The following is a 25,498-nucleotide window of genomic DNA, read 5'->3' as shown; positions in this document are numbered from 1 at the left end:
AACGCGTGGGATCATTTATAATGGATCCAGCTTCGCCACGCGGGGATGTACCCAGTGCGTTAATCGCCCAAAAACAAATCCCCGCGCGAAGCGCTGGCTGAACGCTCTCCTTCCGCAGCGAAGGATCGTTTCGAGGCAACGACGCCGCAGGGGACTGAAAACTTTTACGCGTTTTCAGTCCCCTGCGGCGTCGTCATTCTTTATCTCTTTCATTGAGATCGAACTGCGAAAGCAGTCCCTCGGAATCATAAAAGTACTTGCGGCTGCCAAGCGCGAAAGACAGCAGACCGCTCTCCGGCCGTGGTTCTACCAGATACGTTCCGTCTTCTTTTTTCTTCTGCATTTCCAGTGCGGCAGCGTCGGTTCCTAGGAGCCAGGCGGGGATCGAAAAGCTTTTCAGTTTTTCCCCTTTCAGCGGGCTGGCAACCGGCTTGTCGCATTCGACGGAGAGATCCATCGCGCCCAAACGGGTTGCAATGCGTTCCATCTCTTTGCCCCAGGCGATCTTGACGTCCTTGAACGCCTCCCCCCATCTCAGCCGGGCCGTCCTGGCGATCCAGCCCTGAGCCAGTTTGAGCCCCTCGACTTCGTTCAGCGCGTTCTGCCATTTTTCGGCGCCTAACTCGTTCGCTAGACGCCGCAGCGCTTCTGCATGAGTGCTCTGCTCCACGAGAAATCGGTTTTGCTCCGGAAGGTTCCACACCTCGTTTTCTTCGAGCAGACGCCAGGTCGCCGCCAGCGAAAGCAGATCGACATAAGCTCGCTCGGCCCCGTAGCCATACGAGCGCGCTTCTGCGCCGAGCAGCCAGTTGCAGTCTGTATTCGGCAGCAAAACGACACAGCGCGGCCGCTCAAAGCCCACGGGGCGCCGGCGCTGATGCCGAAAAAGACGCCCGATCCGCTGCAGCATCACGTCAGCGGGGCACAGATCGGTGATGATCAGGTCGAAATCTACGTCCAGCGACTGCTCCAGCGTCTGCGTCGCCACCAGAACGCAGCAGTCGCGCAGCTGATCCAAAGGCACGAACTCTTTACCGAAACGGCGCTCGACTTCGCGATCAAGGAGCCGTCGGTCTTCGGGAGAATAACGGCTGTGATGAAGCGTCGGAATATCGTTGACGCTGAAAATCTTTTCCGCCGGCAGGATCTTCCGCAGTTCGCGGAAGGTCCTCCGCGCCTGGCGGACGCTGTTGCGCAGGATAAGGATGCAGGGCCCTTTTTCTCCGAAGGGAGCGGCGCACTGTGCCGCCAGCTGCGCGACGGCCCACGGATCCTGCTGGATTCTCTCGCATTGCATGGACACGCGTTTGCCCCGCGGCGGGGAAGGCACCGTCAACGGCGGTTCCGCAGAAGGCGTCAGCAGCGGATAGGGGACTTTCACAGCCTCCGTCAGCGATAGACGCTTCGTTTCCGTCTGTTTCGACCGTTGCGGCCCATTCTCGTTCCACACCTTGAGATAGCGCTCGGCGCTCTCGGAACCCAGCGTTGCCGACATCAGCAGCACATGGCCGCCGACGCGGCGAAACAGTTCGATGAGTCCGCAGATCAGGGCGCTCATGTAGGCGTCGCTGGAGTGGACCTCGTCGACGACCAGCAGCGAGCGCTGAAGAGCCGCCGCCCGCATGTGGGCATGGGGCACGCGCAGCCCTGCCAGCAGCGCCTGATCGATGGTGCCGGAAGCGATCGGAGATGCGAGGAAGCGCTTGGGCTGTTCGGCGTACCAGCCGACGGCCCGGTCGTTCACTTCCCGCCAGTCCACTTCGAAACGCCCGACGCGAAGCCCTTCTCGGTCATTGACCCGCAGATATCCAGGCACGGCCAGCGTCACGGGGATCTGTCCTTGTCCGAAGGACGAGGCGGAAAATTTCACCATGCGCTCAAAAAGCTGCGTGGCGGCGAACCGGAGCGGATTGGCAAAATACAGGCCGTCCACATACCCGGCCGCCAGGAGGCGGGTGTAGAGGCGCAGCGCCGCTTCGGTCTTGCCGCTGCCGGTCTCCGCTTCGAGGATATACAGGCCGCCGTCGGGATGCAGGACGAGCTTGTCGACCGCCCGCTGGATCCCGTTGGGAGAGAAACCGAATTGTTCCGCAAAATCGGGCGCTCGGTCGGGGCGTTTGTCGCCGAGCTTCCAGACAAGAGAAGCGAGGACTTTTTCCGCCTGACGGCGCGAATACGAAAGCGAATCTTCCTCTTCCGGCGCCGGACGCCGCTCGTCCCGGGCGTCGCATTCTCCGCAGTAGGGAAACAGACTGCGGTCGGAAGCGATCCAGTCTGCGAGCATCAGCGTCCCCGCAAAAAGATGCTGGAAGCAGGGCTCCTCCGGCAGCCCTCCGCCGGCGACAAAAGCCGCCGGATACCAGCGTTTCGAAAGATCGGCCAGCTCACTGAGCGCTTTGTGGGGGTCGAAGTCAACGCTGCACTCCCAGCATTTCTTCGACGAGTTGTCCTGGGCCATGTCGCAGCGTTTCTGCGTGGGGACCGCTCCGTGATGGGCGAGGAGCACCCACGTGAGGTAATCGTGCAGGATCTTTTTCTGTTCCTCGTTTTCCCAGAAATGCATCGCGTTCAGCAGCTCATTCCAGATCTTTCCCTTGTAGCGGATCGAAGAGAGATTGAACGCCGTGTCGATATGGTTGATCGAAGTCTTCTTTTTCAGTTTTTCGATTTTTTCGCGATATTTCAGCTGAAATTTCGGCGATATTTTCCCGTAATCGTGCCAAAGCGCCAGAACGCAGAGACGTTCACGCAGCGTCTCCGACAGCGGCTGCCCGAGGACACGCTGGAAGTGACGCTGGAAAAGGGGGCCGTTCATGATCTGCTCGAATACCGCGGCAACGTCAGTCAAGTGGGCGATCAGAGGCTGCTTTTTACCGCTTTCTACGTCAAACTTGCCCCAAACTTTACTCAGTTCATTCTGGCTCATAGAGATCGGCTCCTCAATAGGCAGGAATTCAAATACGCTTTAAATTATAAATCTTATTTTTAGAAGAGACAACCGCATAGAAAAGACAAGGAGCTCGGCAACGACGCCGGCGAACAATGAAGCCCAGGGAAGAGGACTGTATCTCTCCCTGGGCTTTATTTTTAGCAAGAGAAAAACTCACTTCCCGCCGGCCGTGATGTTTTTGATCACGCTGCAGCGGTCCAGCGCGAAGACGGCGTTGCGGACTTTGGTGCGGCGGTAGGCGCCCTCGATGATCAGCAGGTCGCCTTTGCTGCATTTGGCCAGGTCGCCGCGATCGTCCGCGTCGAAGTAGCAGAGGATCGATTCGCCGCCCTCTTTCTCGGACTGCAGGAGCACGGTGTACAGGTCGCCGGACACGCCCATGTCGCCCATGCGTCCCTGCACTTGCGTAAGCGCGTTTTCGTACTGGGCCTCGAAGCGGGCCACGTTGGCACGGTAGGCTTCTATCATCGCGTCGACTTTCTCGGCTTTCTTGGGCGAGGAAGACTGCGGCGAATTGGCGTCCGCCGGTTCGACGGGCGTCAGTTCGAGCGCGGACTTGGGCAACGGATCCGGTTGATCCAGCAAGCGGCTGGCTTCGGCCAGCGCTTTTGCAGGCAGCAGCGCCGCGGGGTTGGTCGTATCGAACCAATCGTCGGGATTGACGCGCAGGCGGCGGATGATAGCGCCGTTGACGTCGGCGTAGCGGTCGTAGCGGCGCTGGTATCGGGCGCCATCGTTGGAATAGCGCAGGCAGAAGTCGTTGTACTTCACGCCGGCTGCCTGGTCGGCGGGAATATCCTGCTTCACCATCAGCGCGGAGAGCCGCTGGATCTCGCTCTCCGAGAGGACGCAGCGGATCACGACGGAGATCATGCCGCTTTCGGCGTCTTTGGAGTATTCGTTGAGGTAGAAATTATTTCCCGTGCGGGTCGTATCGAGCAAAACCGGCTCGGCGGGCACGGCGGCGAAAGCCGCGGTGCAGCTCATAATGAACAGAAGCGTAAAGATCAGTTTCTTCATAGCTCACGGTCCTTTCAAATGGATTTGTGACGTGGTCAATTATAGCATGACGCGAACTAAGGGACAAAAAGAGCCCCGGTCGAAACCGGAGCTCCAAATGTCTTTCATCTGCCCGCGAGCAGGTCGAGGATATCCTGGCCGTAGCCGCGGCGTTTGGCGATATCCAGCGGCGTGCCGCGGACGGTCTCGCCGTTTTCCATGTCGCCTTCCCAGATCTCGCCTTCGAGCTCGATGTCGGCGCCGTTGGCGACCAGCAGTTTGATCAGGCGCGGGTCGGCCTTGGCGTTCAGCGCTTCGAGCAGCATGGAGCTGTTCTGATCGGCGATGTCGTTCACGCTTGCGCCCGCTTCGATCAGCTTCCGCGCTAGAGCGTCGCCGGGATAGGGTTTGACGGAACAGGCCAGCAGGGCCAGATTGAGCTGCGCTTTCAACCTGGCCATGCGGTCCACTACGGCCATGTCGAGCTTGCTGCCCTGCGCGCGGATGTAGTTGGCCAGCGCTCGAGGCTCGTTCTCGAGATCGGCGCCGGAATCGAGCATCAGCCCGAGGATGCGCGCCGCGTCCTTGTCGGTGCGCAGAGCCACGACGGCGACGGCGTATCCTTCCAGCTCGTTGCCTTCGGAGTCAGTGTAGGGGATAAAGGCGTTGACGTCGGCGCCCTTTTTGATGGCGGCCGCGACGGCGACGTAGGAACTCTTCGCCCAGTCCAAAGGTTGATCGTCGCCGGCGGTTCCCTTGTTGGAGTCACCGACGGCGGGATTCTCCGGCGGCGCGTCTGGGTCGGGTTCGGTGCCGGCTTCCAGAAATTCCAGCGCGACGGAGTAGGCTTTCCCGGAAGTGAGCTGAGGCTTGACAGGTTCCCATTTCTTTTTGTTGACGGGCACGTCGGCGACCAGTTCGCCGTCTTCGTCGAAATAGCGGTCGTACACGCGCTGGAACTTGTCGCCGTTTTCGTCGAAGCGGAAGCAGAACACGTTGTTGCTCAGCTTGCGGGCTTTGACGAACGGCACGCCCTTCTTTTTCGTCAGCCATTCAATCGTCTTCAGCTTTTCGGCGTCGCTGTAATGCCCGTTGATGACGACGGTCATGCGGGAGTTGGACTCGTTGTAGTCGTATTCATCAAGAAAAAACTCGGTGCCGCTTTTCGCCGTGACAAGCAAGACCGGTTCGTCGAGCACTTTCGCCGAAACGCCGCTGGCGCAGAACGCGCAGAAAAGAAACGCTAACAACAGTTTTTTCATAGAGAATCTTCCTTTCATTCTATACTGAATTAAGGTTATTTTAAAACATGGACGTTGAAATTGGAAGCCCCGCCTCTTTCGCATCCGCGACGATCCTCGGCAGACATAAGAATGCCGCCGGCCTGGGGGGCAGGCCGGCGGCATTCTTATGGGGTGTTTGTGTGTTGGAAGTGCTGTACTGCATTTCTGCCGGCATGCCACGGCGTTCCAGCGCATCTGGGGGGAGATGCGAAAACGCACGAAAGCTTTGCATGGACAGCCAATTTTTTAAGGGGGGTGGCGGCCCGTCGCGCCCGCTGCCGAGCAGGCAAGAGAAAAGGGAAATCCGTGACATAAGCCGCCGGGGGGAGGCGGCGAACATCCAATGAAAAGAATAGGCTCAGAGCGACTTATGAACGAAACGGCACACCGCCGCAAAGCTTTCGTCGGAAATGACGTGTTCCACTTTACAGGCGTCTTCCGCCGCGACTTTGCTGTCCACTCCAAGTTCCCTGAAAAAGGCCGAAAGCACTTTGTGACGGTCATAGATCCGATCGGCGATCTCCCTGCCCGCGGGGGTCAGAGTGATCAGACCGTCCTTGTCCATGAGAATGTAATTGTTCTCACGCAGGCGTTTCATCGCGACGCTTACGCTCGGTTTCGTCACGTTCAGCTCCGTAGCGATGTCCACCGAGCGGGCATAACCCAGCCGTTCGTGGAGCATCAAGATCTTTTCCAGATAATCCTCCGCAGACTGATGTATTTGCATGTCTACCCCTCGCTTTCATTCTTATAAGCTAACTTATATGATGCCATTAAAGGGCGAGTTTTGCAAGTACCATCACCGCGAAAGAACATACAAAAACCTTGCGGCACCTGAAAAATTTGCAGTTAGAGGTAAAAACAGATTTTGGGAAAAGAAACCGCTCTTTCTGCCTTCAGGGAAAACTTCCAGCGCCGCCGGAAAGGAATCTTACCGCTAGACGAGCGCGCTCTTGAGAACGCCGCACCACGCTTCGATGCGCGCGTCGGTCAGTTCGGGCTGATTCTGCGAATCCAGCGCCAGGCCGACGAACTTTCCGTCCGTGACGATCTCGGAGTCGATGCTGTCGTAGCCTTCCACCGGAGCTTCGCCGATCAGGGTCGCGCCGGCTCCCGCGGCCGCTTCGCGCAGCTTGACGAGAGCGAGACCGAACGTGTCGGCGAAACCTTCGTGATCGCCCGTGCCGAACACGGCGACCTTCTTGCCCTTCAGATCCATGCCCTCCAGCTTGGGGAGGAACGCGTCCCAGTCGTCCTGAAGGTCGCCGGCGCCCCATGTGGAGGAACCGAGGATCAGCGCGTCGTACCCCGCCAGCTGCTCGGGAGAAACTTCCGCAACGTTCAGACAATCAGCCTGAAGGATCGACGCGATCTTCGACGCGGCTTCTTCCGTCATACCCGTCGTGCTGCCGTAAACAACTGCTGTGGACATTTCTATAACCTCCTGCATGAGAAACTTTCGTACTGTGTTAGATTACGCTAACTATTTTAGCCGGAAATTTCATTCTGTCAAGAGGCTATTTTAAAAATTCTTCAAGGCCAGTTACAACAACATTTTAGAGAGTATTTTCGAGGTTTCGGCCGCTCGAAAAAAACGATTCATCATTTTCCTCCCGCTGAAATTAACTCCGCCAAATCCCGTTGACATCGCATCCAAGTTGCTTTAGAATTTTCGTGACTGAATTAGCTTTAACTAATCAAAAGCGTGCCGCGGCAGTTTGTGGGAGAAAGGAGCGACGGCGTATGGAAGTTTTTCGCCACCATATCTACGAGTTCAAAAAAGGACTGAGAAATCTGATCCTCCATACGGCGCCTCTCGGCGACGTGCCGGAGATCGAGCGCACCCTTCAGGCGCAAGGCATCGCCTATCGTCTGGCCTACCTGAAAAACGGCCACGTCAACGTTTTTTTCGGCAGCTCGGACTGCATTCGCGTGCTCGAGATCATCGGCAAAAACAACCTCTGCGACTTCACGAAAGAAGAAGATTTCATCCTCGGCATCATGCTCGGCTACGGACGTCTCGAAGAATGCCGGCGCTTCATCTCCCTCAGCCCCCGAGGGGCCGCCGAAAGCTGCGCGGCCGATTGACGCCGAATAGAACGATAAATACGGCGTTGCACAAAGAGAAAATCTCTCCTCGATGTTATACTAATTCTTGATTAGGAAGAGGACATTCAGAGGCTTCTCGACGAACTCAAGGCAAATACGGGGATCGACGGCGTCTACTACAGCGTTCAGATGTTGCAGCATCCCGAAGCGGATGAAGCTTTCCACGACAAATGGATCGTCCCCAGCGACCTTGCGATCCTGAACCATATCAACCAGCTTTGGAAGTACAACATGCTCCATATCTGCGGGTACGAGCATTACCACAACAATGTGTGCTTCTATGCGAAGTATCCCTGTAAGGCGTATAACTGGGCGACACATACGGACAACATCACGATGAAACAAGGAAAGGAAATTTTCGCGGCCTGCGTGTGCGGAGGGTTCGACAACAACAAAGGGGTCTTGATCGACAAAGGAACGATTGAGGAATTGACACAATACACAAAGGACATCATCAAGGATGCGGGCAGGGAAGGTCTGATCATCGGCGCCGATTGCACGATACCAAGCGATATCGACTACGCGCGGCTCTGCGCGATCCGCGACGCGGGGAAATAATTTCCGGTAGGCAAGCGTCTTGCTCGCCGGAGATGAACCAAGGCAGGAAGCCCGGACGCGGACGCGTTGTCTATCATGCTGGCTCCCGATGAAAAAAATCGCCTGACAATGGGGGGAGGATATATGGCGTTCAACGAGAAAGTCCACGCTTATATCGCGGCGAAGTACTATGCGTATCTCACGCAGACTTTCGGGGAAAGAGGGCGGAAGGCTTTCGTCCACGCCACACAGTATTACGCCGGGCAGCGCGGCCGGCGCATGGCGCAGCGCGCGATACGGGACGGGAAAGAACTCGATTTTGCGACCTACGCTTGCTACGGCGAGTGGGCGAGCAGCCAGGAAATGATCGACGAAGGCAGTGACGTCAAAGCTGAAATGAAACAGCTCGGCCCGGACGCAGTCATATTCATTTCGCGCTGTCCGTGGAACCAGCAGTTTAAGGAGATGGGGCTCGACAAGACCGCCGGCGCCGAATATTGCAAGCATCTGGACGTTGCGATCGTAAACGGATTCAATCCTTGTCTCGAATACAGGGTGCCGGAAACTTTGCAGACGGGCGATCATTGCGAGCATTATCTGAAAGACGCCGATTACGCAGGGAAGCGGCTGGCGAAATCTCCCGAAAACATGAGAGATTTCGAATTTCACTGCGCGCATTCTTATTGGGCGTACAACGAAGTGACCGCCGCGATCTTCAAAAACGAAGGCGAGACGATAAACGCAAAAATCCTCGAAGATTTCGCGAAAGACTACGGAAAGGAAATGGCGGACGCCTTGCGCGCGTGGAAGAACACAAACTTCAACGTCTGCGACTGAGCAAAGAGCAAGCGTGCACGCCGTAAAAAAACGGGCTGCCGCGGCCGCAAAAACAAAATCGAATAACAACGGACGCGAAGGCTGTCTCGAGAATTGCTCGAGGCGGCCTTCGCGTCATTGTTGCAAACTGACTTTTTCTCTTCCGATGAAATCAGCGCAAATCCTATGTTTTTTTCGCCGCGGGACCGACGTTCGCTTCCGCTTAGTGGAGAACGTGCGGCTGAGCCGCATCCGGAACGACTTCCAGCGACTGGATCACGGCCATGCCGCGCCAGACTTTCACGGTCGCCCGCAGGCGGGACTGCCGCGCCGATTCTTCGAGCTCGCGCCCGGTGTCCTCTTTGACGTAAAAACGTTTCAGTCCCTCGCCGTAGTCCATCTCCGCCGTCATCGAGCCGTCGGCGCGCTCGGCCAGATACTTTACCGTTCCCTTCAGGTACGGCCCTTCGGGAACTTCCGCGAAAACGCCGCTGGGAGCCCACAGCCCCTTTTCGTCCGGAGCCAGCGCCACGAACCATGTGCTGAGGTCCAGTGCGGCGTATTCCGATTTTTTTTCGTCGGGAGCCGGAAACAACTCCAGCGGCACCGATTCGGCTTCGAAGCTGAGCGCCACGTAATCACCGCGGAACAGGTCGCGCGGGTCCACGGGGCGCCCCGCCAGCACGACCTCCGCGCCGAAGCGCGACACGCAGGCGGGGCGCAGCGGCAGCGCCAGCAGGATCAGCACGGGCAGCAGCGATGCCGCCAGATATTTAAACGTTTTCATGGCTGCCGCCCTCCTGGCCGCGTTTCGCCTTTTTGCGGCGCGCCGAGCGTTCCCACCAGAATCCGGCGATCAGGCACAGCAGACCGAGTCCCGAGAACGCCGCCGCCTTGGACATGAAGCCGAAGAAATGGTCTACAAAGTAACGCAGGACCAGCAGGCCGAGGAACACGCCGCCCAGCCGCGAGCCCCGGTAAAGACGCCAGCCCATGACGACGGCCGTCAGCGCGGCCGCGCCGTTCGCCGCCAGGCGCAGCGCGTTCAGTTCCTGAGCCGCCGTTCCGTCCAAAACGCGCAGGTAAGGAAAGTCGTACCAGACCTCCGGGACCGATAGCGCGACTCCGGCGACGCCCGTTATCAGAATCCCCCAGCGCGACAGCGAAGTTCGCCAGCCGGCCGCGGCGTCCGCGCGCGGCCACGCCGTCAATGCGACCCCCGCGGCGAGGAACGCCAGCAGCGCTTCCGTCAGGCTGAAATACCATAGCAGCCGCGTGAACAGGAAAAGAATCGTCAGCTGCACGTTGAAATTGAACGCGCGCAGGTTTCCGCGCGTCTGCCGCCACAGCCACCAAAGCGCCAACAGCAGCGCTCCAGGCAAGGCGTCGCCGCGGAACGGCGCGAGATCGGGCGTTCTTCCCCAGAAAAACATTCCCCGACCGCCGACGTAAAACAGCGAAACGGCCTGCAGCAGGTACATCTGCCAGGCGTCGCGGAAGAGCCGCACCGCCGGGATCAGCCCCAGTGCCCACCAGCCGAACGCCGTGGACCAGTGTCCGTCCTGGTGGTACATCTGCGCGACCAGGAAGATGCCGCCGCCGAAGATCAGCCCGGCCAGCAGACGCAGCGCCCGGGCGCCGGACGGCGAATCTTTTTCGCAGAAGCAGGCCGCGCCCATCGACAGCGCGTACGCCGCGAGGACCAGCGCCGTCCGCAGCAGGCGCGGGATCGTCCACCAGTTGGCCGCCACCGCGCTGATGGTTCCCAGCCCGACCAGCGCCGCGCCCGCGCAGAGCAGCGTTTGCGCGAAACTGCGCGAGCGCGCCGAGTAGAGCGACGCGATCCGCGCCGCCGAGTCCGCGCCGATCAGACCTTCCTGCTGCCAGACCTGCAGTTCTTCCCGCAGAAAGTCCAGCTTCCGTTTTGAAATAGAGCGAGTCATCTTTTCCGGCTCCCTTCGCGTTCATGGATCGTCTCGCGGCCGTTGGCCGACGTATACAGCTTAAAGCATTTTCTTCCGGCGCGCAAGATGACACAAACGTCGTGACAGTACTATGTTTCTCGAAGCTTCATTCGGCCGCCGCGCCGGCAATCCGGCAAACGGGGAAAGCGGGGCGTGTGTCGCGGCAAATCCCCATCCGTCATATTAAAAATTTTGCGTTCGCGATCTTTGCACCAAAGGAGAAATAGGTTTCTATGGAGAAGCGGAATTCATGATAATTGTATTTTAATCATATCACGGTATAATGAAAAAGCTCATCAGGGGGAAAACAACACATTAAGGAGGATTGTTCATGCGGATTGTGACCTTGATGGAGAACACCTCAGGGAGAGAATGCTGCCGCGCGGAGCACGGTTTGAGTCTGTACATCGAGACGGATCGCCACAAAGTGCTGTTCGACGCGGGCGCCAGCGGCCTGTTCGCGAAAAACGCGCTGGCGCTGGGCGTCGACCTCGCGGCCGTGGATACGGCCGTGCTGTCTCACGGCCACAGCGACCATTCGGGCGGCATGACGACGTTTTTCCGCCTGAACGATCACGCCAAACTTTACGCGCGCGCGACTTACGACCGGCCGCGCTACAACCGCGACGGCAAATACATCGGCGTGGAACCGCGGCTGATCGGTCATCCCCGGATCGTGGTCGTCGGCGAGGATCGTCTGCGCCTCGACAACGAGCTGACCATCGCCAGCTACGCGGGCAAGCCCTGCGAGTGGCCCGTCGATACCTGCGGCATGATGATGGAGGCCGGCGGCGTGTTGGTGCCGGAACAGTTCGGCCACGAACAGTATCTGTTGGTCAGCGAAGGGGCGAAAAAGGTCCTGATCAGCGGCTGCAGTCACCGCGGTATTCTCAACATCATGGAATGGGCTTCGAAAGAAGGGGCTCAGGCGGTCGTCGGCGGCTTTCACTTCAAGGACGTGCCGGAAGATCGGTTCCGCCGTATGGATGCGGCCGCGGCCGAACTGAAACGCTGGCCCGTGACGTACTACACCTGCCACTGCACAGGGGTGCCCCAGTATGATTACCTGCGGCAGAGGATGGGCGAGCAGCTGCGCTATCTGGCGGCGGGCGATGAACTGGTGCTTTGAGCCTGGCGCGACGGAAACGGGCGGCGGATAAAAATACGGCAAAGACGGAGCGAAACCGGTTCGAAACAGATCGAACGGTTTCGCTCCGTCTTTTTTCGTCTCTGGTGAAACGAACGGTCAAGCTATTTTCCGGTTCCACTTTCAAGACGACGCGCCGCCGTTCAGCGCGCTTTGTCGGCCGGTTTGGAAAGTATTCTGAAGCAGAGAGCAAATTCGTCTTTTTTTCTACGTTGTCTCCTGCAAAAAGAGGCAATGAGCGGGTATAATATTTGAAAGTCCTGGAGAAAGCTCCGAAAAGAACGAACAAGCGCTGACAGTATCTCAGGAACGTTCCAGTGCAGGGGGGATTTTCCGTGCGCAGAAGAAGTGTGTTTGCTCTTGCAGCCGTGCTGACCGTGGCGGCGGGATTATGGCTGTATCGGAAGTTTGCCGCGCCGCCGGTGATCCGCGTGTACACGACGATCCCGGAAAGGGATGCAGCGGTCCTGTTTCAACGCTTTACCGATTATACCGGTTTGCAGGTCAACTTTTCACGGCTCTCGTCGGGCGAGATGCTGCGGCGCGTCATCGCCGAAAAGGTGTGTCCGCAGGCCGACCTGATCATTGGCGGCCCGGCCGACATTTACGATGCCGCCAAACGCGAAGGCGCGCTGGCCCGGTACGTTCCCGAAGCGGCCAAAGCGATGCCGGTCGGATATCGCGATCCTGACAATCGTTGGTTCGGCATCGGCGTGACGCCGTTGTGTTTTCTCGTCAACAGGAATTTTATCGAGAAAAACGGGCTGAGGATGCCCGATTCCTGGCAGGATCTGCTTGACCCTGCGTATCGCGGGGCGCTGCAGATGGGTGACCCCCGCGCGTCGGCGACGGCCTCGGAACAAATCTATTCGCTCGTGCGCATCTACGGCGAGAGAGAGGCTTTCGAGTACCAGAAGAAGCTGGCGGAAAACGTGCGCGCATACGCCGGAAACGGCGTCGGCGGCGCCACGCCCGTCGCCTTGGGACAGGCGGCGGCGGGCGTGTTCTATTACGTGGACGCGATGAGCCTGAAGCTGGAAGGTTATCCCGTGGAAATCGTTTTTCCCAAGGAGGGCGTGACGTATGCGGTGGACGGCTGCGCGCTGCTCGACGGCGCGGCGTACCCCGAGGAGGCGAAGTATCTGCTGCAGTGGCTGGCGTCGCCGGATTTCGCACGCAGCCGTATGGAGCTGAAGCCGTGTTACCTTCCCGCTCGCCCTGAGCTGCGGGAGCTCAACAAGCTGCTCGATCTGAATTCGATCAGGCTGCTCCAGTGCAGCGTGCCGTGGAAAAGCCAGAATCGCCTGCGCCTGATCGACCGCTGGACCAGCGAAGTGGCGCGGAGCGATCGGCTGGAAGACTCGCAGGACACGGTACGAAGCGCCTCGGTTCTGCAGAAATAACCGTTGAAAAACGAATCGCGGCAGTCCGTCGGATCTTTTCCGGCGGACTGCCGCGATTCGTTTATGAAAATCTTTCAGGACGTGAGGGGATGGTAAGCGCCGGCGACGAACATGTCGTCGAGAAGGCGCTTTCCGGCGGCCGTCCTGAAGATGCGTTCGCTGACCTTTGCGGCGGGACCGTAGCGATCGGGGCTTTCGAAAAGGTTGACGAGAAAGTCGGCCTCGACGAGGATCTGGTAATCGACGCCATCGATGTCGCTGTAGGTGTGATGATGGGCGATCAGATATTTGACGCGCTCGATCTGCGCTTCGCTGTAGCCGCCCAGTTCGCGCAAGATCGCCTCGGCGACGCCGGGGCCCTCCCGTTCCTGATACGTGCCGTGGCCGTTGCCGTGCTTGGCTTCGGCCTGATGGATGCCGATGTCGTGGAGAATGGCCGCCGTCTCGAGAATGAACTGCGTCTCCTCGTCCAGCCCTTCCAGCGCGCCGATCGCCGCGGCCAGATCGTGGACCTTGACGAAATGCTGGATGCGCCGGGCGTCGCCGCGGTCATAACGAATTGCCGCAGCAAGCAGGCGCGCGTGCTTCGAATTCATGCCAACACCTCCTGCGGTGTGATGCGCCGATGGTACGCGACGGGTAAAACAGCGCCCCCTGTTCCGCAAACGAAATTCGCTCTCAGCCGTCGTGCGCCAGGCGGCGTTTCAGCGTTTCGATCTCGGCGACGGTGAGGCCGATGCTGCGCAGATAACGCTCAGCGCCCCGGCGAAGCGGCTCTTTCGGAGTCCAGGCAATGGCACGGCAAAAGGATTCGATGCCGTCGTCCACGTGCGTGACGTAACGGGGCTCGCCGCGTTTCAAATGATAATAGTTGACGAAGCTTTGGCCGTAGTCGTCCTTCAATTCGTCCAAGGAAGCGTCCAGCAACGCGGCCAGCAGAAAGCTGACAAAGCCGGCGCGGTCCTTGCCCTCGGCGCAGTGGACCAGATACGGGGCGGGGCGCTTCGTCATGAAGCGCAGTTCTTCGGCCAGACCGGCGCGAAAGGTCGCGTGCTCCGGCGCGGCGGGCAAGGCGCGGGCGATCACGTTGCCGCCGCGCCAGAGCATGCGATAATACGGCGACCGGCAGGCGGGGCTTTCCATGTTCTTCTTCAGACGCTCGGGCGAGTTGGCCAGATTCAGCACGGTGCGGATGCCGGCTTCTCGCGCCAGCTGGTCGGCGTAGGGCGCGCGCGGGCGCTCCGTGCTCGAGGGAATGCTGGAGCGGTACAGAGAACCGCGCCTCAGGCGGCCGCCGCGAACTTCGCGAAAGTTGGCGAAAACGGCGTCGCTGTCGTAATCGCCGCGCACATCGGTGGCCCGCAGGCGCTCATGCGGTTCGGCAGAGCCTTCTTTTTCGGATACAGTCGGCATGCCCCGCAACGATTCGAGCGGACGATCGTGCGGATTCCGCCCGCCGTCTTTCAACGCCGCCAGACCGCGGTCTGCCGCGAAGGGACCTTCGTTGACGGCCAACGTCAGCGCGGCGGCACAGAGCAGCAACAGTTTTTTCAGCATGGTCTTCTGACTCGTCCTTCCCAAAAACGCTCCGAACTGATTGTATCACAGCGGCGCAGCGGCGGTTTGGCCGCCGCGATGTTCCACGTGGAACATCGCGGCGGAACGCGAAGTGCTAGAATGAGAAACAGTGAACGCTCCAACCAAAAAAGGGAGGTCCTGAACGATGTCCTATGAAGAAATCAGGGTTCTATCGGCACAGGCTGTCGGCGAACTGCTGGCCGTCGCGCGCACGGAACCCGGCGAAATTTTCGTGGTCGGCTGTTCCACCAGCGAGATCGGCGGTTTTCGCATCGGCAAAGGGTCGAACGCGGAGATCGCCAAGGCCGTTTACGAGGGCGTGATGCCGGCGTTGCGCGAGCGCGGGCTCTTTTTGGCGGCGCAGTGCTGCGAGCACCTCAACCGCGCCCTGATCGTGGAAAGGGCGGCGCTGCTGCCCGGCGCGGAAATCTGCAACGTCGTGCCGCAGCTGCACGCCGGCGGTGCGTTCGCGACGACCGTCTACGAAAACTGCGAATGCCCCGCCGCCGTCGAACACCTTCGCGCCGCCGCAGGCATGGACATCGGCGATACGCTGATCGGCATGCACTTGCGCGACGTGGCCGTGCCCGTGCGCGTCTCCGTGAAGAAGATCGGAGCGGCCAACCTGGTCTGCGCGCGCACGCGCCCCAAGTTCATCGGCGGCGCGCGGGCCGTCTACGACGACGCGCTCTCCGGCGGCGATATCAAGCGGTAAGCTCAAGTAAAAACCACTATGGAAAGCGAAAAGAACAAAGGGTGTACCGCCAAGGCTTATTGGTGGGCCTCGCTTTTGTGGTTCTTGTAAAGCACACAAATCTGCGGATGAAGAGGTGAAAAAATGCTTTATTCCCGAAAAGCCCGTGACGGATCAGACCGGAGAGAAGCTCTTGCAGATCATGTTCGGCTGGTTGCAGACTTATGCGAGCAAAACTGTCGAAAAATCGGCATACCATCTTTGGGACGTCTGGTGGGGCTCGTTCATGACGCGGGAAAGAGTTCCGAACAATGGCAGCGATATCTGCTGAATGATGAACGGGATGAAATGATTCCTCACGCGCCGACGGGGGCAAAACTGATCCGCCGGACGGCGCAGGAATTTTCGGAAACATCGTATGAGCAATATGCGGCCGAGATTGCCGAGCTGGTTGTTTGGGGCCACCACAGCGGACTTTCTGACGTGATCGAACCCGACGGGGCGGCTTCCTATGAAGAGCGTCTTCAAGAGCCTCCCGACGCGGTTCAAGCGGAAGCGCTCGCGCGATTTCAGCAAGGGGTTGTTCCGCAAGACGATATCCGTAAACTGCTCGAGTCGGCTGCCGAAGAACTGCGAACGATAATGAAAGTTTTTACGGAACGCTGCAATGCCGACGTTTATCCAGAAGACGTCAGACAAGAAAACCGTTCCTCTGGAGAAAAACGAAAAATATTGCAGCGCCGCTTGGAAAAACGGGAATTTTTCAAGGGTCTGCTGACGCGAATGGCGTTCTCCTGCCTTTGCGACGGCGACAGGTACGCTTCGGCCTGCTGGGAAAATCGTCTTGAGGCGGCGACGTACACAACGGATCCGAAGCTTTGGGGGGAACTGGCGGTAAAACTTGAAAAACGCCTTGACGGTTTTCCCGATTCTCCGATAAACACGGCGCGCCGTCAGATCTCCGATGAATGCCTGGAATCGGTGAAGAAGATGCGGGAACCGTCCGGCATTTACCGTCTCAATGTCGTCACCGGCGGCGGCAAGACGTTAGCTGTAATGAGAAGCGCTCTGTATCTGGCACGAAAGTTTGGAAAAGATCACGTATTTTATGTGGCGCCTTTCACGACGATTATCGATCAGACAGCGCAGATTTTGCGCGAGACGTTCGGCCGCGGCGACATCCTTCTTGAGCATCACTCGAATCTTATCAGCTACGGCAAGGATGAAAACGAAAACGAGAAACAGCAGCGCGAAAAAGAAGACCAGCTGGACACGTTCGCGGAGCGTTGGGATATCCCGCTCATTCTCACCTCTCAGGTCCAGTTCCTCGACGCCCTTTTTTCCGGCCGCGGGCAGTGCGTGCGCCGCATGCACCAGCTGTGCAATTCGGTGCTGATTTTCGACGAAGTGCAGAGCATTCCCGTCAAGTGTATCAGCATGTTCAATCTGGCGATGAATTTCCTTGCCGGCTTTTGCGGCTGCACGGCGGTCCTCTGTTCGGCGACTCAGCCCGCTTTGGAAGAAATCGCCCGTCCGCTGCGCCTTTCGGAACCCGCCGATCTGGTTCGGGACGTCAGAAAACGTTTCCCCGTCTTTGATCGCATTCAGATCATTGATAAGACACAGGAAGAACCTTATACGGCAGAAACTCTTTCCGAATTCGTTCTTCAACTTCCCCGTGAGGTCAAAAGCGTCCTGATCGTTCTCAATACGAAGAAAGCGGTGAAAGAAGTTCACGCGCAGCTGAAGGCGAAAGGCCGCGCCGGCGTCGCTCTCTTCCATCTGAGCACCAACATGTGCGGCGCTCACCGTCTGGCGAAGATCACCGAGATGAATTCGCTCCTGGCTCAGCATAAAGCAGTGATTTGCGTCAGCACCAATCTGATCGAGGCCGGCGTCGATATTTCTTTCGACGCGGTGATCCGTTCCAAGACAGGGCTGGACAGTTTGACGCAGGCGTCCGGCCGCTGCAACCGGAACAAGTTTGTGGAGCGCGGCTATGTCTATTTTATCCGTTACCAAGAGACCGGTCTTGCCATGCTGCCCGATCTGCGCAGGGCGCAGGATGCGATGACCCTCGTTCTTTCCGATATGTCGTTTTTTCCCGTGCAGGATTACTTTTCTGAAGAAACGCTTCGCGCGTATTATCGTTACTATTACCATGAGCAGCGCGGATCGATGGACTATCCTGCGCCTCATGACGCCGGACGGACGCTTTTCGATTACCTCGCGGCGAACAGAAAAGCGCTGGTAGGATATGAAAGCAGGCACGAAAGGGCGCACCATGGAATCCTGCACCAGGCGTTTCGCACAGCTGGCAGGGAGTTTCGCGTCATCGACGAGAACACGACGGGGATCCTTGTCCCGTACGGCAAAGGGATCGAATTGCAGCGGCAGCTGCTTTCCGCTTCGGATTATCTTGATAAAAAGACGCTCTTTCGCGAGTTGCAGCGGTATTCGGTCAGTGTCTATCCGGACGGCCTGAGGAAACTGGAAAAAGACCACAAACTGCGTTTCTTTGAGAACTTGGGAATTTATTGTTTGCTGGACGAAGAGTCTTATGATGACGAATATGGTATAGTTTTTGAGGGCGGCGTCGATCCGGCCAAGTATATTTGCTGAATCGGCAAAAAAGAACAAGGAGGCGAACGCATGCAAAAAGCCAACAGGGTTGCTTATCAAGTCTGGGGGGAGTATGCGCTGTTCAGCGATCCCCTGACGCGGGTCGGAGGCGAGAAAAGCACCTACCCGATCCCGACGTATCAGGCGCTTGTCGGCATTACGGAGAGCATCTATTGGAAGCCGACGTTCATCTGGTACATCGACCGAGTGCGCGTGATGAATCCCATCAGAATGCAGACGAAAGGAGTTAAGCCGATATTGTATGCGCATGGACCGAATGCGGCTGCGAACACGCTTTCGTACTACACGTATCTGTACAAAGTCCGTTATCAGGTCGAAGCCCATTTCGAATGGAATCCGAACATGCCCGACCTTGCTCCGGATCGCAACGAAGACAAACATTTTCAGATCGCGCAGCGAATGATCAAACGAGGCGGACGGCGGGATATCTTTCTCGGCACGCGTGAATGCCAGGGATATGTCGAACCGTGTACGTTTGGAGAAGGAAGAGGGGCTTACGATCAGACGCCTGAACTGGGCTTTGGCATGATGTATCATGGATTCAATTATCCTTCTGATACTGGCAGGGAAAAGCTGGAACTGAGACTTTGGCGTCCTGCAATGGCGTATGGAATTATTAACTTTATGTTGCCATATCAATGCACCGAGGTCAGAGAACTGTGTGATTGGGAGAAAGAATCCTTTATGTTGAGGCGCAACTGCCAACCTGTGGAAGATCTGTGCAGGGATGTGATACAAGCATGAGTTGGTTGCAAAAACTGTATGATACCTACGACAACTGTGCGGAGGTACTTAAATCGAATCGAGAGATTGTCGATGCTCCAATGCTTGCACCTGTAGGGCAGATGATTCAATCCGTTCAGGTCGAACTGACGCTTGATGCCGGAGGAAAGATTATCAATGCACGAGTAATAGAAGGACACGAAGAACAGAGCACGTTCATTCCATGTACGGAAGATTCTCAGAATCGAACGAGCGGTGCATGCGCGCATGTGCTCTTCGACAAGCTTAAGTATATGGCTGGTGACTACTATGATTACCTTTGGCTCAAAAGCAGCGAGGAACCATCAGATAAACTTCGTAAGAAGAATGAAGAAAGCCGCCAGGAATTCCATGAAGCCCGTACACTTTATATGCAACGCCTGAATGAGCTGGCGGCACGATGTAATGGAATTGTCAAAAAGCATCTTGACGTAATCGTGGCTTATTTAAAAAGGAATACTCTGGTATCGGACCTCATTGCACGGAATATCCTCAGTGGCAGTATTCCGGAGCATATTGTGGCTGTGCAGGTTCCTCGTAAAGAAATCGTAAAATATCCTCTTTACAATAGAAAAATCGTCCCTGATGTATCTGAGGCTTTTGTCCGAATTTGCGTTCATTACCCGGGAGAAGTGAGAGACAAAATTTGGGAGGTGCCGGATTTCTGGCAGTCCTATAAAGAATACTATCTGGAAAAATTGGAGGCTGAACGCAGTACGGACTTATGTTATGTACAGGGGCGGGAAGTTGTCCCCGGGCTGAAACATCTTTGTCGTATCCCATTTACGAACTCAAAGTCGAAACTGATCTCCTCAAATGATTCTGAAAACTTTACCTATCGAGGCCGCTTCGCTACGTCCAAGCAGGCTATGTGTGTGGGGTATGAGACTTCGCAAAAAGCTTTTAACGCTCTGCGATGGTTGGTACAGAAACAGAGTTGGCATGAGAAAGGGCAGATTTATGTCATCTGGGGAACGAAAAACCAGAGAATCCCGGCCTTTGACGATGACAGCGCAGACCTTTTGACAGAGGATCCAACGGATAATTCGGCTTTTGACGGCGATATTGATACCCGTGAGGGATTTGCGAAGCGTCTGATTCTTGTCATGCAGGGATACAAAAAAGAGCTGGATGGGGCTTCGCAAGTTGTCGTGCTGGGGCTGAATTCAGCTACAGACGGTCGGTTGGCCGTAACCTATTATCAGGAGATATCTGGTTCTGATTTCTTGAGTCGAATCGAAAACTGGCACAATACCTGCCAATGGCTTCATGCGTATAAGCACGACAAGAAAGACGAAAAGAAAACTCATGCCTTTTTCGGAGCCCCCGCTCCTCTGGATATCATCAAGGCGGCATACCAGATTTCTCCGGCCGATCCCAGGCCTAAGCCCCAACACCCCGTCCCCGACCATCTGCTTCATGCCACAATGGACCGGCTGATCCCCTGCATTTTGGAAAGCCGGCCGTTACCGGGGGATCTTGTCAAGACGCTGTTCAGGCGTGCTTCAAATCCGGCGGCTGTAAAGGAAGACTCCGATCGAGAAATGATTATGACGGTCACCTGCGCGCTTGTAAGAAAATACTATAACGATCGAGGACAAAAGGAGGAGATAACGGTGGCGCTTCAACCCGATTATCCGGATCGCAGTTATCAGTTCGGCCGCTTGCTGGCGTATGCTGAGAATATCGAAAGTTATGTGAACAAGCTCGACGGAGAGAACAGGCAGACCAATGCAGAGCGTTTGATGCATCAGTTCTCCAAGCGTCCCATGAAAACATGGCAGATTTTGGAATCGCAGCTGCAGCCGTACACTGGAAAGTTACAGAGCTCAAGATTCGGACTAAAAGCAAGACTTATAGCGGAAATAAATGAGATCGTTTCGGGCTTGTCTGAATGGACAGATGATTTGGACAAACCTCTGACGGAACTTTTTATCCTCGGGTACCGCTGCCAGTTGGAAAAATTCCAGCAGGATATGAAAGCTGCCGCAGAAGCGAAAGCGCAAAAGGAACGCGAGAAAAAAGCCGCTGAGCAGCAAGATTCTGGAGAATAAATAACAACGGAGGAGATAACGATGTCAGTTTTGCAGAACAAAATCGATTTTGCCGTGATACTATCTGTGAATAATGCCAACCCCAATGGCGATCCGCTGAATGGCAATCGCCCCCGCGAGAATTACGACGGATATGGCGAGATTTCTGACGTCTGTCTGAAACGCAAAATCCGCAACCGCTGGCAGGACCTTGGACAAAGAATTTTCGTTCAGGCGGCTGAACGCACGGACGACGGTTATAACAGTCTGAAAGAACGCGCGGAGAAAGAGTTGAGCGAAGACGACAGGAAAGATCGCGAGCGCTATGCGCGCGAGGCCTGTAAGAAGTGGCTCGATGTAAGAAGTTTCGGGCAGGTGTTCGCCTTCGGCAACAAAAGCGGCGACGAAGAAAAGAGCAAAGGCGTTTCCGTCGGCGTGCGCGGGCCCGTAACCGTTCAATCGGCCATGACCGTTTTGCCGGTTAATATCGACAGCATGCAGATCACGAAAAGCGTCAATGGAGAGCCGACCAAGGACGGTTCCAAATCGCCGGATACCATGGGTATGAAGCACCGTGTCGCACACAGTGTCTATGTTTTCTACGGCAGCATCAACTGTCAGCTGGCCGAAAAGACGGGTTTTTCCGAGGAAGATGCGGAACTGCTTCATAAAGCGCTGATCACGCTCTTTGAAAACGACGCGTCGTCAGCTCGTCCGGACGGCAGCATGGAAGTGAAGCGCGTCTATTGGTGGAAGCACAACTGCAAGACAGGGCAATATAGTTCCGCGCAGGTGCACAGAAGCCTGTCGGTCACGGCTCCTGAGGATGCGACGAGCTGGAAGGAGTACAGAGTCGAAGTGAAACCGCTTGATGGTTTGAACCCAGAGGAATACAGCGCGGTGGAGTGACATGCCTCTCTCCGACGAGTACATTTTGATCTCCGGACTTCAGCATCTGTTGTTCTGTCCGCGCCAGTGGGCGCTGATCCACATCGAGCGGCAGTGGCAGGAAAACATCTTCACGGCGCAGGGCCGCCTGCTTCACGAAAAAGCCCATTCCGACGAGAGCGAGAACCGCCCCGGCCTGCACGTCGCCCGCGGCCTGCCCCTGCGCTGCGAGCGCCTGAAGATCTCCGGCGTGGCCGACGTCGTCGAGTTCCATCAGGACGACGCCGGCGTGCTTCTGCCGGGACAGAAAGGAACATGGCGCCCTTACCCCGTAGAGTACAAACACGGCCGCCCTAAGGCAAAAGACTGCGACCGCATCCAACTCTGCGCTCAGGCCGCCTGCCTCGAAGAAATGCTCGGCTGCCGCATCGAAACAGGCGCCCTCTTTTACGGAACCCCGCGCCGCCGTGAAGAAGTCGCCTTCACGCCTCAGCTTCGCGCCGAGATGGAAAACGCCTGCGTCCAGGCTCATCAACTCCTCGACGCTGGCGTCATCCCGCCGGCTGTGCTTTTGCCCCACTGCAAGAGCTGTTCCATCAGCGACATCTGCCAGCCGAAAATGAGCCGCACCGTGGAAAACTACCTGAAAAAACATATTGAGGAGACACTGCATGAGACACTGCATGAGACACTGCATGAGACACCTGCTGAATACCCTCTACCTCAACATTGATGGCGCCTACGTCGCCCGCGACGGGGAAACCGTCGACATCCGTAGCGAAGGGCGGACTCTGCGCAAATTCCCCATCCACCTGTTCGAAAACATCGTCTGCTTCGGCCGCGTCAGCCTCAGCCCCGGAGCCATGCAACTGTGCGCCGATCACGGCGTCGCCGTCTCCTTCATGAGCGTCTACGGCCGCTTCATCGCCAAACTGACTGCTCCCGTACATGGCAACGTCCTGCTGCGCCGTTTGCAATATCGAAAGGCCGACGATCCCATTCAGTCGGCCCAAATCGCGCGAGCCATCATCGCCGCCAAAATCGCCAACAGCCGTACCGTTCTCCAGCGCGCCGCCCGCGACGGTAAAGAATCAGAACCCTACGAACAGCCGATCAGAAACCTCGCCGTCCAGCTCCAGAAAATCCGCGTCCATGCAAAACCGGATCTCGACACCATCCGCGGAATCGAAGGCGACAGCGCCGGAGAATACTTCAGCTGTTTCGACCACATGATCCTCGGCGAAAAAGAACAATTCTACTTCCACGGCCGAAACCGTCGTCCTCCGACGGACCGAATCAACGCCCTCCTCTCCTTCGGTTATTCATTGCTCGCCTCGGAAATAACCAGCGCCCTCGAAACCGTCGGCCTCGACCCCTGTGTCGGCTTTCTCCACCGCGACCGTCCCGGTCGCCCCAGCCTGGCCCTCGACCTCATGGAAGAACTACGCGCCTACCTCGTCGACCGCTTTGTCCTCAGCCTCGTCAACCTCAGAAAAATCGCTGCCGCCGACTTTACCGTCCGGGAAAACGGAGCCGTTCTCCTCAACGAAACGCCCCGCAAAGAAACCTTCCTGCAAAATTGGCAAAATCGCAAACAAGAAGAAATTACTCACCCCTATTTGCAGGAAAAAATCCCCCTCGGCTTGCTCCCCTACGTCCAGGCGATGCTTCTTGCCCGTTTTCTGCGCGGCGATCTGGACGGTTATCCGCCGTTCTTTCTCAAATGAGGGCTTGCCATGCTCGTAGTCATCGCGTATGACGTCAGCACCGACAGCGCCGGCGGAGCCAAACGCCTGCGCCGCGTCGCCAGGTTGTGCGAGAACCACGGCGCCCGCGTCCAGTTCTCCGTGTTCGAATGCAAACTCGACTGGGCCCAGTGGATTACCCTGAAAGCCCAGCTGATCGCCCAAATCGATCCAGAAGTGGACAGTCTGCGTTTTTACCTCCTCGGCAACAACTGGGAAAAACGAGTGGAACACATAGGCGCGAAGAAAAGTTACAACCCGGAATCGGCACTCATTCTGTAAGCGCGAACCCCAAGCGCGCAAAAATCGGTGATCCGGCAAACGCACGCCCAACCATTCAGCTGTGAAGAAAATTCGTCATACTATTCCCTAGGCCGTCGCGGTTAATGGGAACACGGAAAATCCCTGTAAGATACACTGTGAAAGCCACAAGGAAATAGAGCTTGCGACGAACTTCGCGGGAACGCTTCGAGAAAGCGGGGAAATACCCGTCTCAAAAGTACCACTGTCGCGCTCCGCGAGGAGCGCGTGAATTGAAACCGGACGCCTCGCCGAGCAGATTGAGACCTTCTTCGTCGCGCTCCGCGAGGAGCGCGTGAATTGAAACTCCTTTCGTTTTTTTAAAACCCCGTTGAGATCATTGTCGCGCTCCGCGAGGAGCGCGTGAATTGAAACGTCTGGCAGTCGGAAAAGTCAATTACATTGCCAGTCGCGCTCCGCGAGGAGCGCGTGAATTGAAACCGTGGGGCGGACGAATGTATATGCCTGAAACATGACGTCGCGCTCCGCGAGGAGCGCGTGAATTGAAACACGGAGCCGGCCGAAGAAGAAGCGAACGAGGGCGCGTCGCGCTCCGCGAGGAGCGCGTGAATTGAAACGTGGCAGGAATCGCGACGCTGCGGGGAATCCCCGTGTCGCGCTCCGCGAGGAGCGCGTGAATTGAAACATTTTGCAGAATGGAATAATCATTTCACCGTTAACGTCGCGCTCCGCGAGGAGCGCGTGAATTGAAACGGTTTTACGTCAACGCGGCGCGTGCAGCAGCTCGGTCGCGCTCCGCGAGGAGCGCGTGAATTGAAACAGAAAGGAGAACAAATAACCATGTCCAACAGAATGGTCGCGCTCCGCGAGGAGCGCGTGAATTGAAACACGCGCGGCGTCAGCGACTACGCCTTTCAGGACAGGGTCGCGCTCCGCGAGGAGCGCGTGAATTGAAACGTCGCTTACGCGCTGAATAACCCTCAAAGCGGCGGTCGCGCTCCGCGAGGAGCGCGTGAATTGAAACATGAATCTTAGCATACAGGAAATTGACTGTCAAGGTCGCGCTCCGCGAGTGTCGTTGTTCAGTGATAAAGTCACCCATAACTGTTCCAAGAAAATGTCACTCTGAGATAATACCGTTCATGAAACAGGAGCGAATGACATTGTCACAAAAGGAACTGGATCGTATCAGGATTATCGGAGCGCTTGTCGAGGGACGCATGACGAACAGGGAGGCGGCGGAAAAGCTGGGGCTCTGTCAACGGCAAATCATCAGGATCAAGAAGAGGTTCGTCGCTCAAGGGGCGGCGGGACTTGTTCACGGCAACCGCGGCAGAACGTCTCGGCGCAGGATCGGAGATGAGGTTCGGGAGTCGGTGCTGAAGGCGTATGAGGAGGTCTATTACGATTTCAACTTCTCTCACTTTGCGGAATGCCTGAACGAACGGGAGGGGATCGGGATCAGTCGTTCGAGTGTCGTCCGCATTCTGAAGGACGAGGGGATCAGGAGCAAGAAGAGTGTGCGGCGGCGGCCGAAGCTTCACCGTTCCCGACCGCGGAAGGTGGCCGCGGGGATGTTGTGGCAGACTGACGCCACGTCGTTTGAATGGTTTGGCAGGGGGAACGGGCGTGCGACGCTGCACGCTTATATTGACGATGCGACGGGGATCGTGACTGGCGCCTGTT

23 protein-coding genes and 1 CRISPR repeat array are annotated in these 25,498 nt (G+C 57.0%); of the genes, 14 read left to right on the top strand and 9 right to left on the bottom strand.

What is annotated here, in order from left to right; all coding sequences use genetic code 11:
• Positions 1-193 precede the first annotated feature (193 nt).
• From B0D78_RS10660 to B0D78_RS10640, 5 genes are all read right to left on the bottom strand, one after another.
• Positions 194-2,926 (bottom strand): CRISPR-associated helicase/endonuclease Cas3, encoded by a 2,733-nt coding sequence (locus B0D78_RS10660; protein ID WP_078016941.1) that lies wholly within the window; start codon positions 2,924-2,926, stop codon positions 194-196.
• A gap of 177 nt (positions 2,927-3,103) precedes the next feature.
• Entirely contained in the window at positions 3,104-3,970 is an 867-nt protein-coding gene (locus B0D78_RS10655; RefSeq protein ID WP_078016940.1) for an OB-fold protein, read from the bottom strand.
• 104 nt (positions 3,971-4,074) lie between these two features.
• The gene (locus tag B0D78_RS10650) at positions 4,075-5,211 is read right to left on the bottom strand and encodes a hypothetical protein (protein ID WP_078016939.1); all 1,137 of its coding nucleotides are present in this window, start codon (positions 5,209-5,211) and stop codon (positions 4,075-4,077) included.
• A 379-nt stretch (positions 5,212-5,590) separates the two neighbouring features.
• On the bottom strand, positions 5,591-5,959 hold the full coding sequence (locus B0D78_RS10645) for a metal-dependent transcriptional regulator (RefSeq protein WP_078016938.1): 369 nt from the start codon (positions 5,957-5,959) through the stop codon (positions 5,591-5,593).
• Between the two features lie 210 nt (positions 5,960-6,169).
• Complete coding sequence (locus B0D78_RS10640; RefSeq protein ID WP_078016937.1) at positions 6,170-6,664, bottom strand: flavodoxin; 495 nt, start codon at positions 6,662-6,664, stop codon at positions 6,170-6,172.
• 311 nt (positions 6,665-6,975) lie between these two features.
• Between B0D78_RS10640 and B0D78_RS10635 the strand changes: the two genes are divergently transcribed.
• The 3 genes from B0D78_RS10635 to B0D78_RS10625 all read left to right on the top strand — a co-directional run bounded on the left by B0D78_RS10635 (position 6,976) and on the right by B0D78_RS10625 (position 8,715).
• Positions 6,976-7,320 (top strand): DUF2023 family protein, encoded by a 345-nt coding sequence (locus B0D78_RS10635; RefSeq protein ID WP_078016936.1) that lies wholly within the window; start codon positions 6,976-6,978, stop codon positions 7,318-7,320.
• A 150-nt stretch (positions 7,321-7,470) separates the two neighbouring features.
• Positions 7,471-7,899, top strand: a complete 429-nt coding sequence (locus B0D78_RS10630) for a hypothetical protein (RefSeq protein WP_078016935.1) — start codon at positions 7,471-7,473, stop codon at positions 7,897-7,899.
• A 123-nt stretch (positions 7,900-8,022) separates the two neighbouring features.
• Entirely contained in the window at positions 8,023-8,715 is a 693-nt protein-coding gene (locus tag B0D78_RS10625) for an L-2-amino-thiazoline-4-carboxylic acid hydrolase (protein WP_078016948.1), read from the top strand.
• 202 nt (positions 8,716-8,917) lie between these two features.
• Here B0D78_RS10625 and B0D78_RS10620 read toward each other — a convergent pair whose 3' ends face one another.
• Positions 8,918-9,481 (bottom strand): GDYXXLXY domain-containing protein, encoded by a 564-nt coding sequence (locus B0D78_RS10620; RefSeq protein ID WP_078016934.1) that lies wholly within the window; start codon positions 9,479-9,481, stop codon positions 8,918-8,920.
• Positions 9,468-10,637, bottom strand: a complete 1,170-nt coding sequence (locus B0D78_RS10615) for a DUF2157 domain-containing protein (protein ID WP_078016933.1) — start codon at positions 10,635-10,637, stop codon at positions 9,468-9,470. The genes B0D78_RS10620 and B0D78_RS10615 overlap by 14 nt, the downstream gene beginning before the upstream one ends.
• A gap of 352 nt (positions 10,638-10,989) precedes the next feature.
• Here B0D78_RS10615 and B0D78_RS10610 point away from each other — a divergent pair, with 352 nt between their 5' ends.
• Entirely contained in the window at positions 10,990-11,787 is a 798-nt protein-coding gene (locus tag B0D78_RS10610) for an MBL fold metallo-hydrolase (protein ID WP_078016932.1), read from the top strand.
• 353 nt (positions 11,788-12,140) lie between these two features.
• Positions 12,141-13,208 carry an ABC transporter substrate-binding protein gene (locus tag B0D78_RS10605; protein WP_158606271.1) on the top strand — a complete coding sequence of 356 codons (1,068 nt, stop codon included), beginning with the start codon at positions 12,141-12,143 and terminating at the stop codon, positions 13,206-13,208.
• 74 nt (positions 13,209-13,282) lie between these two features.
• On the opposite strand, the gene B0D78_RS10600 is transcribed toward B0D78_RS10605, so the two are convergent.
• Together B0D78_RS10600 and B0D78_RS10595 are read right to left on the bottom strand one after the other, a co-directional pair.
• Positions 13,283-13,804 (bottom strand): HD domain-containing protein, encoded by a 522-nt coding sequence (locus B0D78_RS10600; RefSeq protein ID WP_078016930.1) that lies wholly within the window; start codon positions 13,802-13,804, stop codon positions 13,283-13,285.
• 82 nt (positions 13,805-13,886) lie between these two features.
• Complete coding sequence (locus tag B0D78_RS10595) at positions 13,887-14,765, bottom strand: tyrosine-protein phosphatase (RefSeq protein WP_078016929.1); 879 nt, start codon at positions 14,763-14,765, stop codon at positions 13,887-13,889.
• A 166-nt stretch (positions 14,766-14,931) separates the two neighbouring features.
• Between B0D78_RS10595 and B0D78_RS10590 the strand changes: the two genes are divergently transcribed.
• The 9 genes from B0D78_RS10590 to B0D78_RS10550 form a co-directional block, all read left to right on the top strand.
• Complete coding sequence (locus tag B0D78_RS10590) at positions 14,932-15,501, top strand: TIGR01440 family protein (protein ID WP_078016928.1); 570 nt, start codon at positions 14,932-14,934, stop codon at positions 15,499-15,501.
• Positions 15,502-15,624: 123 nt separating this feature from the next.
• Positions 15,625-18,102, top strand: coding sequence for a CRISPR-associated helicase/endonuclease Cas3 (locus B0D78_RS10585; RefSeq protein WP_078016927.1), 2,478 nt, complete (start codon positions 15,625-15,627; stop codon positions 18,100-18,102).
• 30 nt (positions 18,103-18,132) lie between these two features.
• A complete protein-coding gene (cas5c, locus tag B0D78_RS10580) occupies positions 18,133-18,867 on the top strand; it encodes a type I-C CRISPR-associated protein Cas5c (RefSeq protein WP_078016926.1) in 735 nt (244 codons plus the stop codon).
• Positions 18,864-20,939, top strand: a complete 2,076-nt coding sequence (gene cas8c / locus B0D78_RS10575; RefSeq protein ID WP_078016925.1) for a type I-C CRISPR-associated protein Cas8c/Csd1 — start codon at positions 18,864-18,866, stop codon at positions 20,937-20,939. The genes cas5c and cas8c overlap by 4 nt, the downstream gene beginning before the upstream one ends.
• Before the next feature lie 21 nt (positions 20,940-20,960).
• On the top strand, positions 20,961-21,827 hold the full coding sequence (gene cas7c / locus B0D78_RS10570) for a type I-C CRISPR-associated protein Cas7/Csd2 (RefSeq protein ID WP_078016924.1): 867 nt from the start codon (positions 20,961-20,963) through the stop codon (positions 21,825-21,827).
• A 1-nt stretch (position 21,828) separates the two neighbouring features.
• Positions 21,829-22,539: a CRISPR-associated protein Cas4 gene (cas4, locus tag B0D78_RS10565; RefSeq protein WP_240496166.1), complete on the top strand. Its 711-nt coding sequence runs from the start codon at positions 21,829-21,831 to the stop codon at positions 22,537-22,539.
• Positions 22,478-23,533 carry a type I-C CRISPR-associated endonuclease Cas1c gene (gene cas1c / locus B0D78_RS10560; RefSeq protein ID WP_342418075.1) on the top strand — a complete coding sequence of 352 codons (1,056 nt, stop codon included), beginning with the start codon at positions 22,478-22,480 and terminating at the stop codon, positions 23,531-23,533. The genes cas4 and cas1c overlap by 62 nt, the downstream gene beginning before the upstream one ends.
• Positions 23,534-23,542: 9 nt before the next feature.
• Complete coding sequence (gene cas2 / locus B0D78_RS10555; RefSeq protein ID WP_009164693.1) at positions 23,543-23,833, top strand: CRISPR-associated endonuclease Cas2; 291 nt, start codon at positions 23,543-23,545, stop codon at positions 23,831-23,833.
• A gap of 225 nt (positions 23,834-24,058) precedes the next feature.
• Positions 24,059-24,836: direct repeats of the CRISPR family, unit length 33 nt; unit sequence GTCGCGCTCCGCGAGGAGCGCGTGAATTGAAAC.
• Positions 24,837-24,954: 118 nt separating this feature from the next.
• On the top strand, positions 24,955-25,498 hold a 544-nt coding region (locus B0D78_RS10550; protein WP_143521828.1), incomplete at its 3' end, for a helix-turn-helix domain-containing protein.

The sequence above is a fragment of the Pyramidobacter sp. C12-8 genome (assembly GCF_002007215.1).
Taxonomy (GTDB): Bacteria; Synergistota; Synergistia; order Synergistales; family Dethiosulfovibrionaceae; genus Pyramidobacter.
Note: the sequence above shows the minus strand (reverse complement) of the source record. Positions and strands in the feature narration are given on the sequence as shown.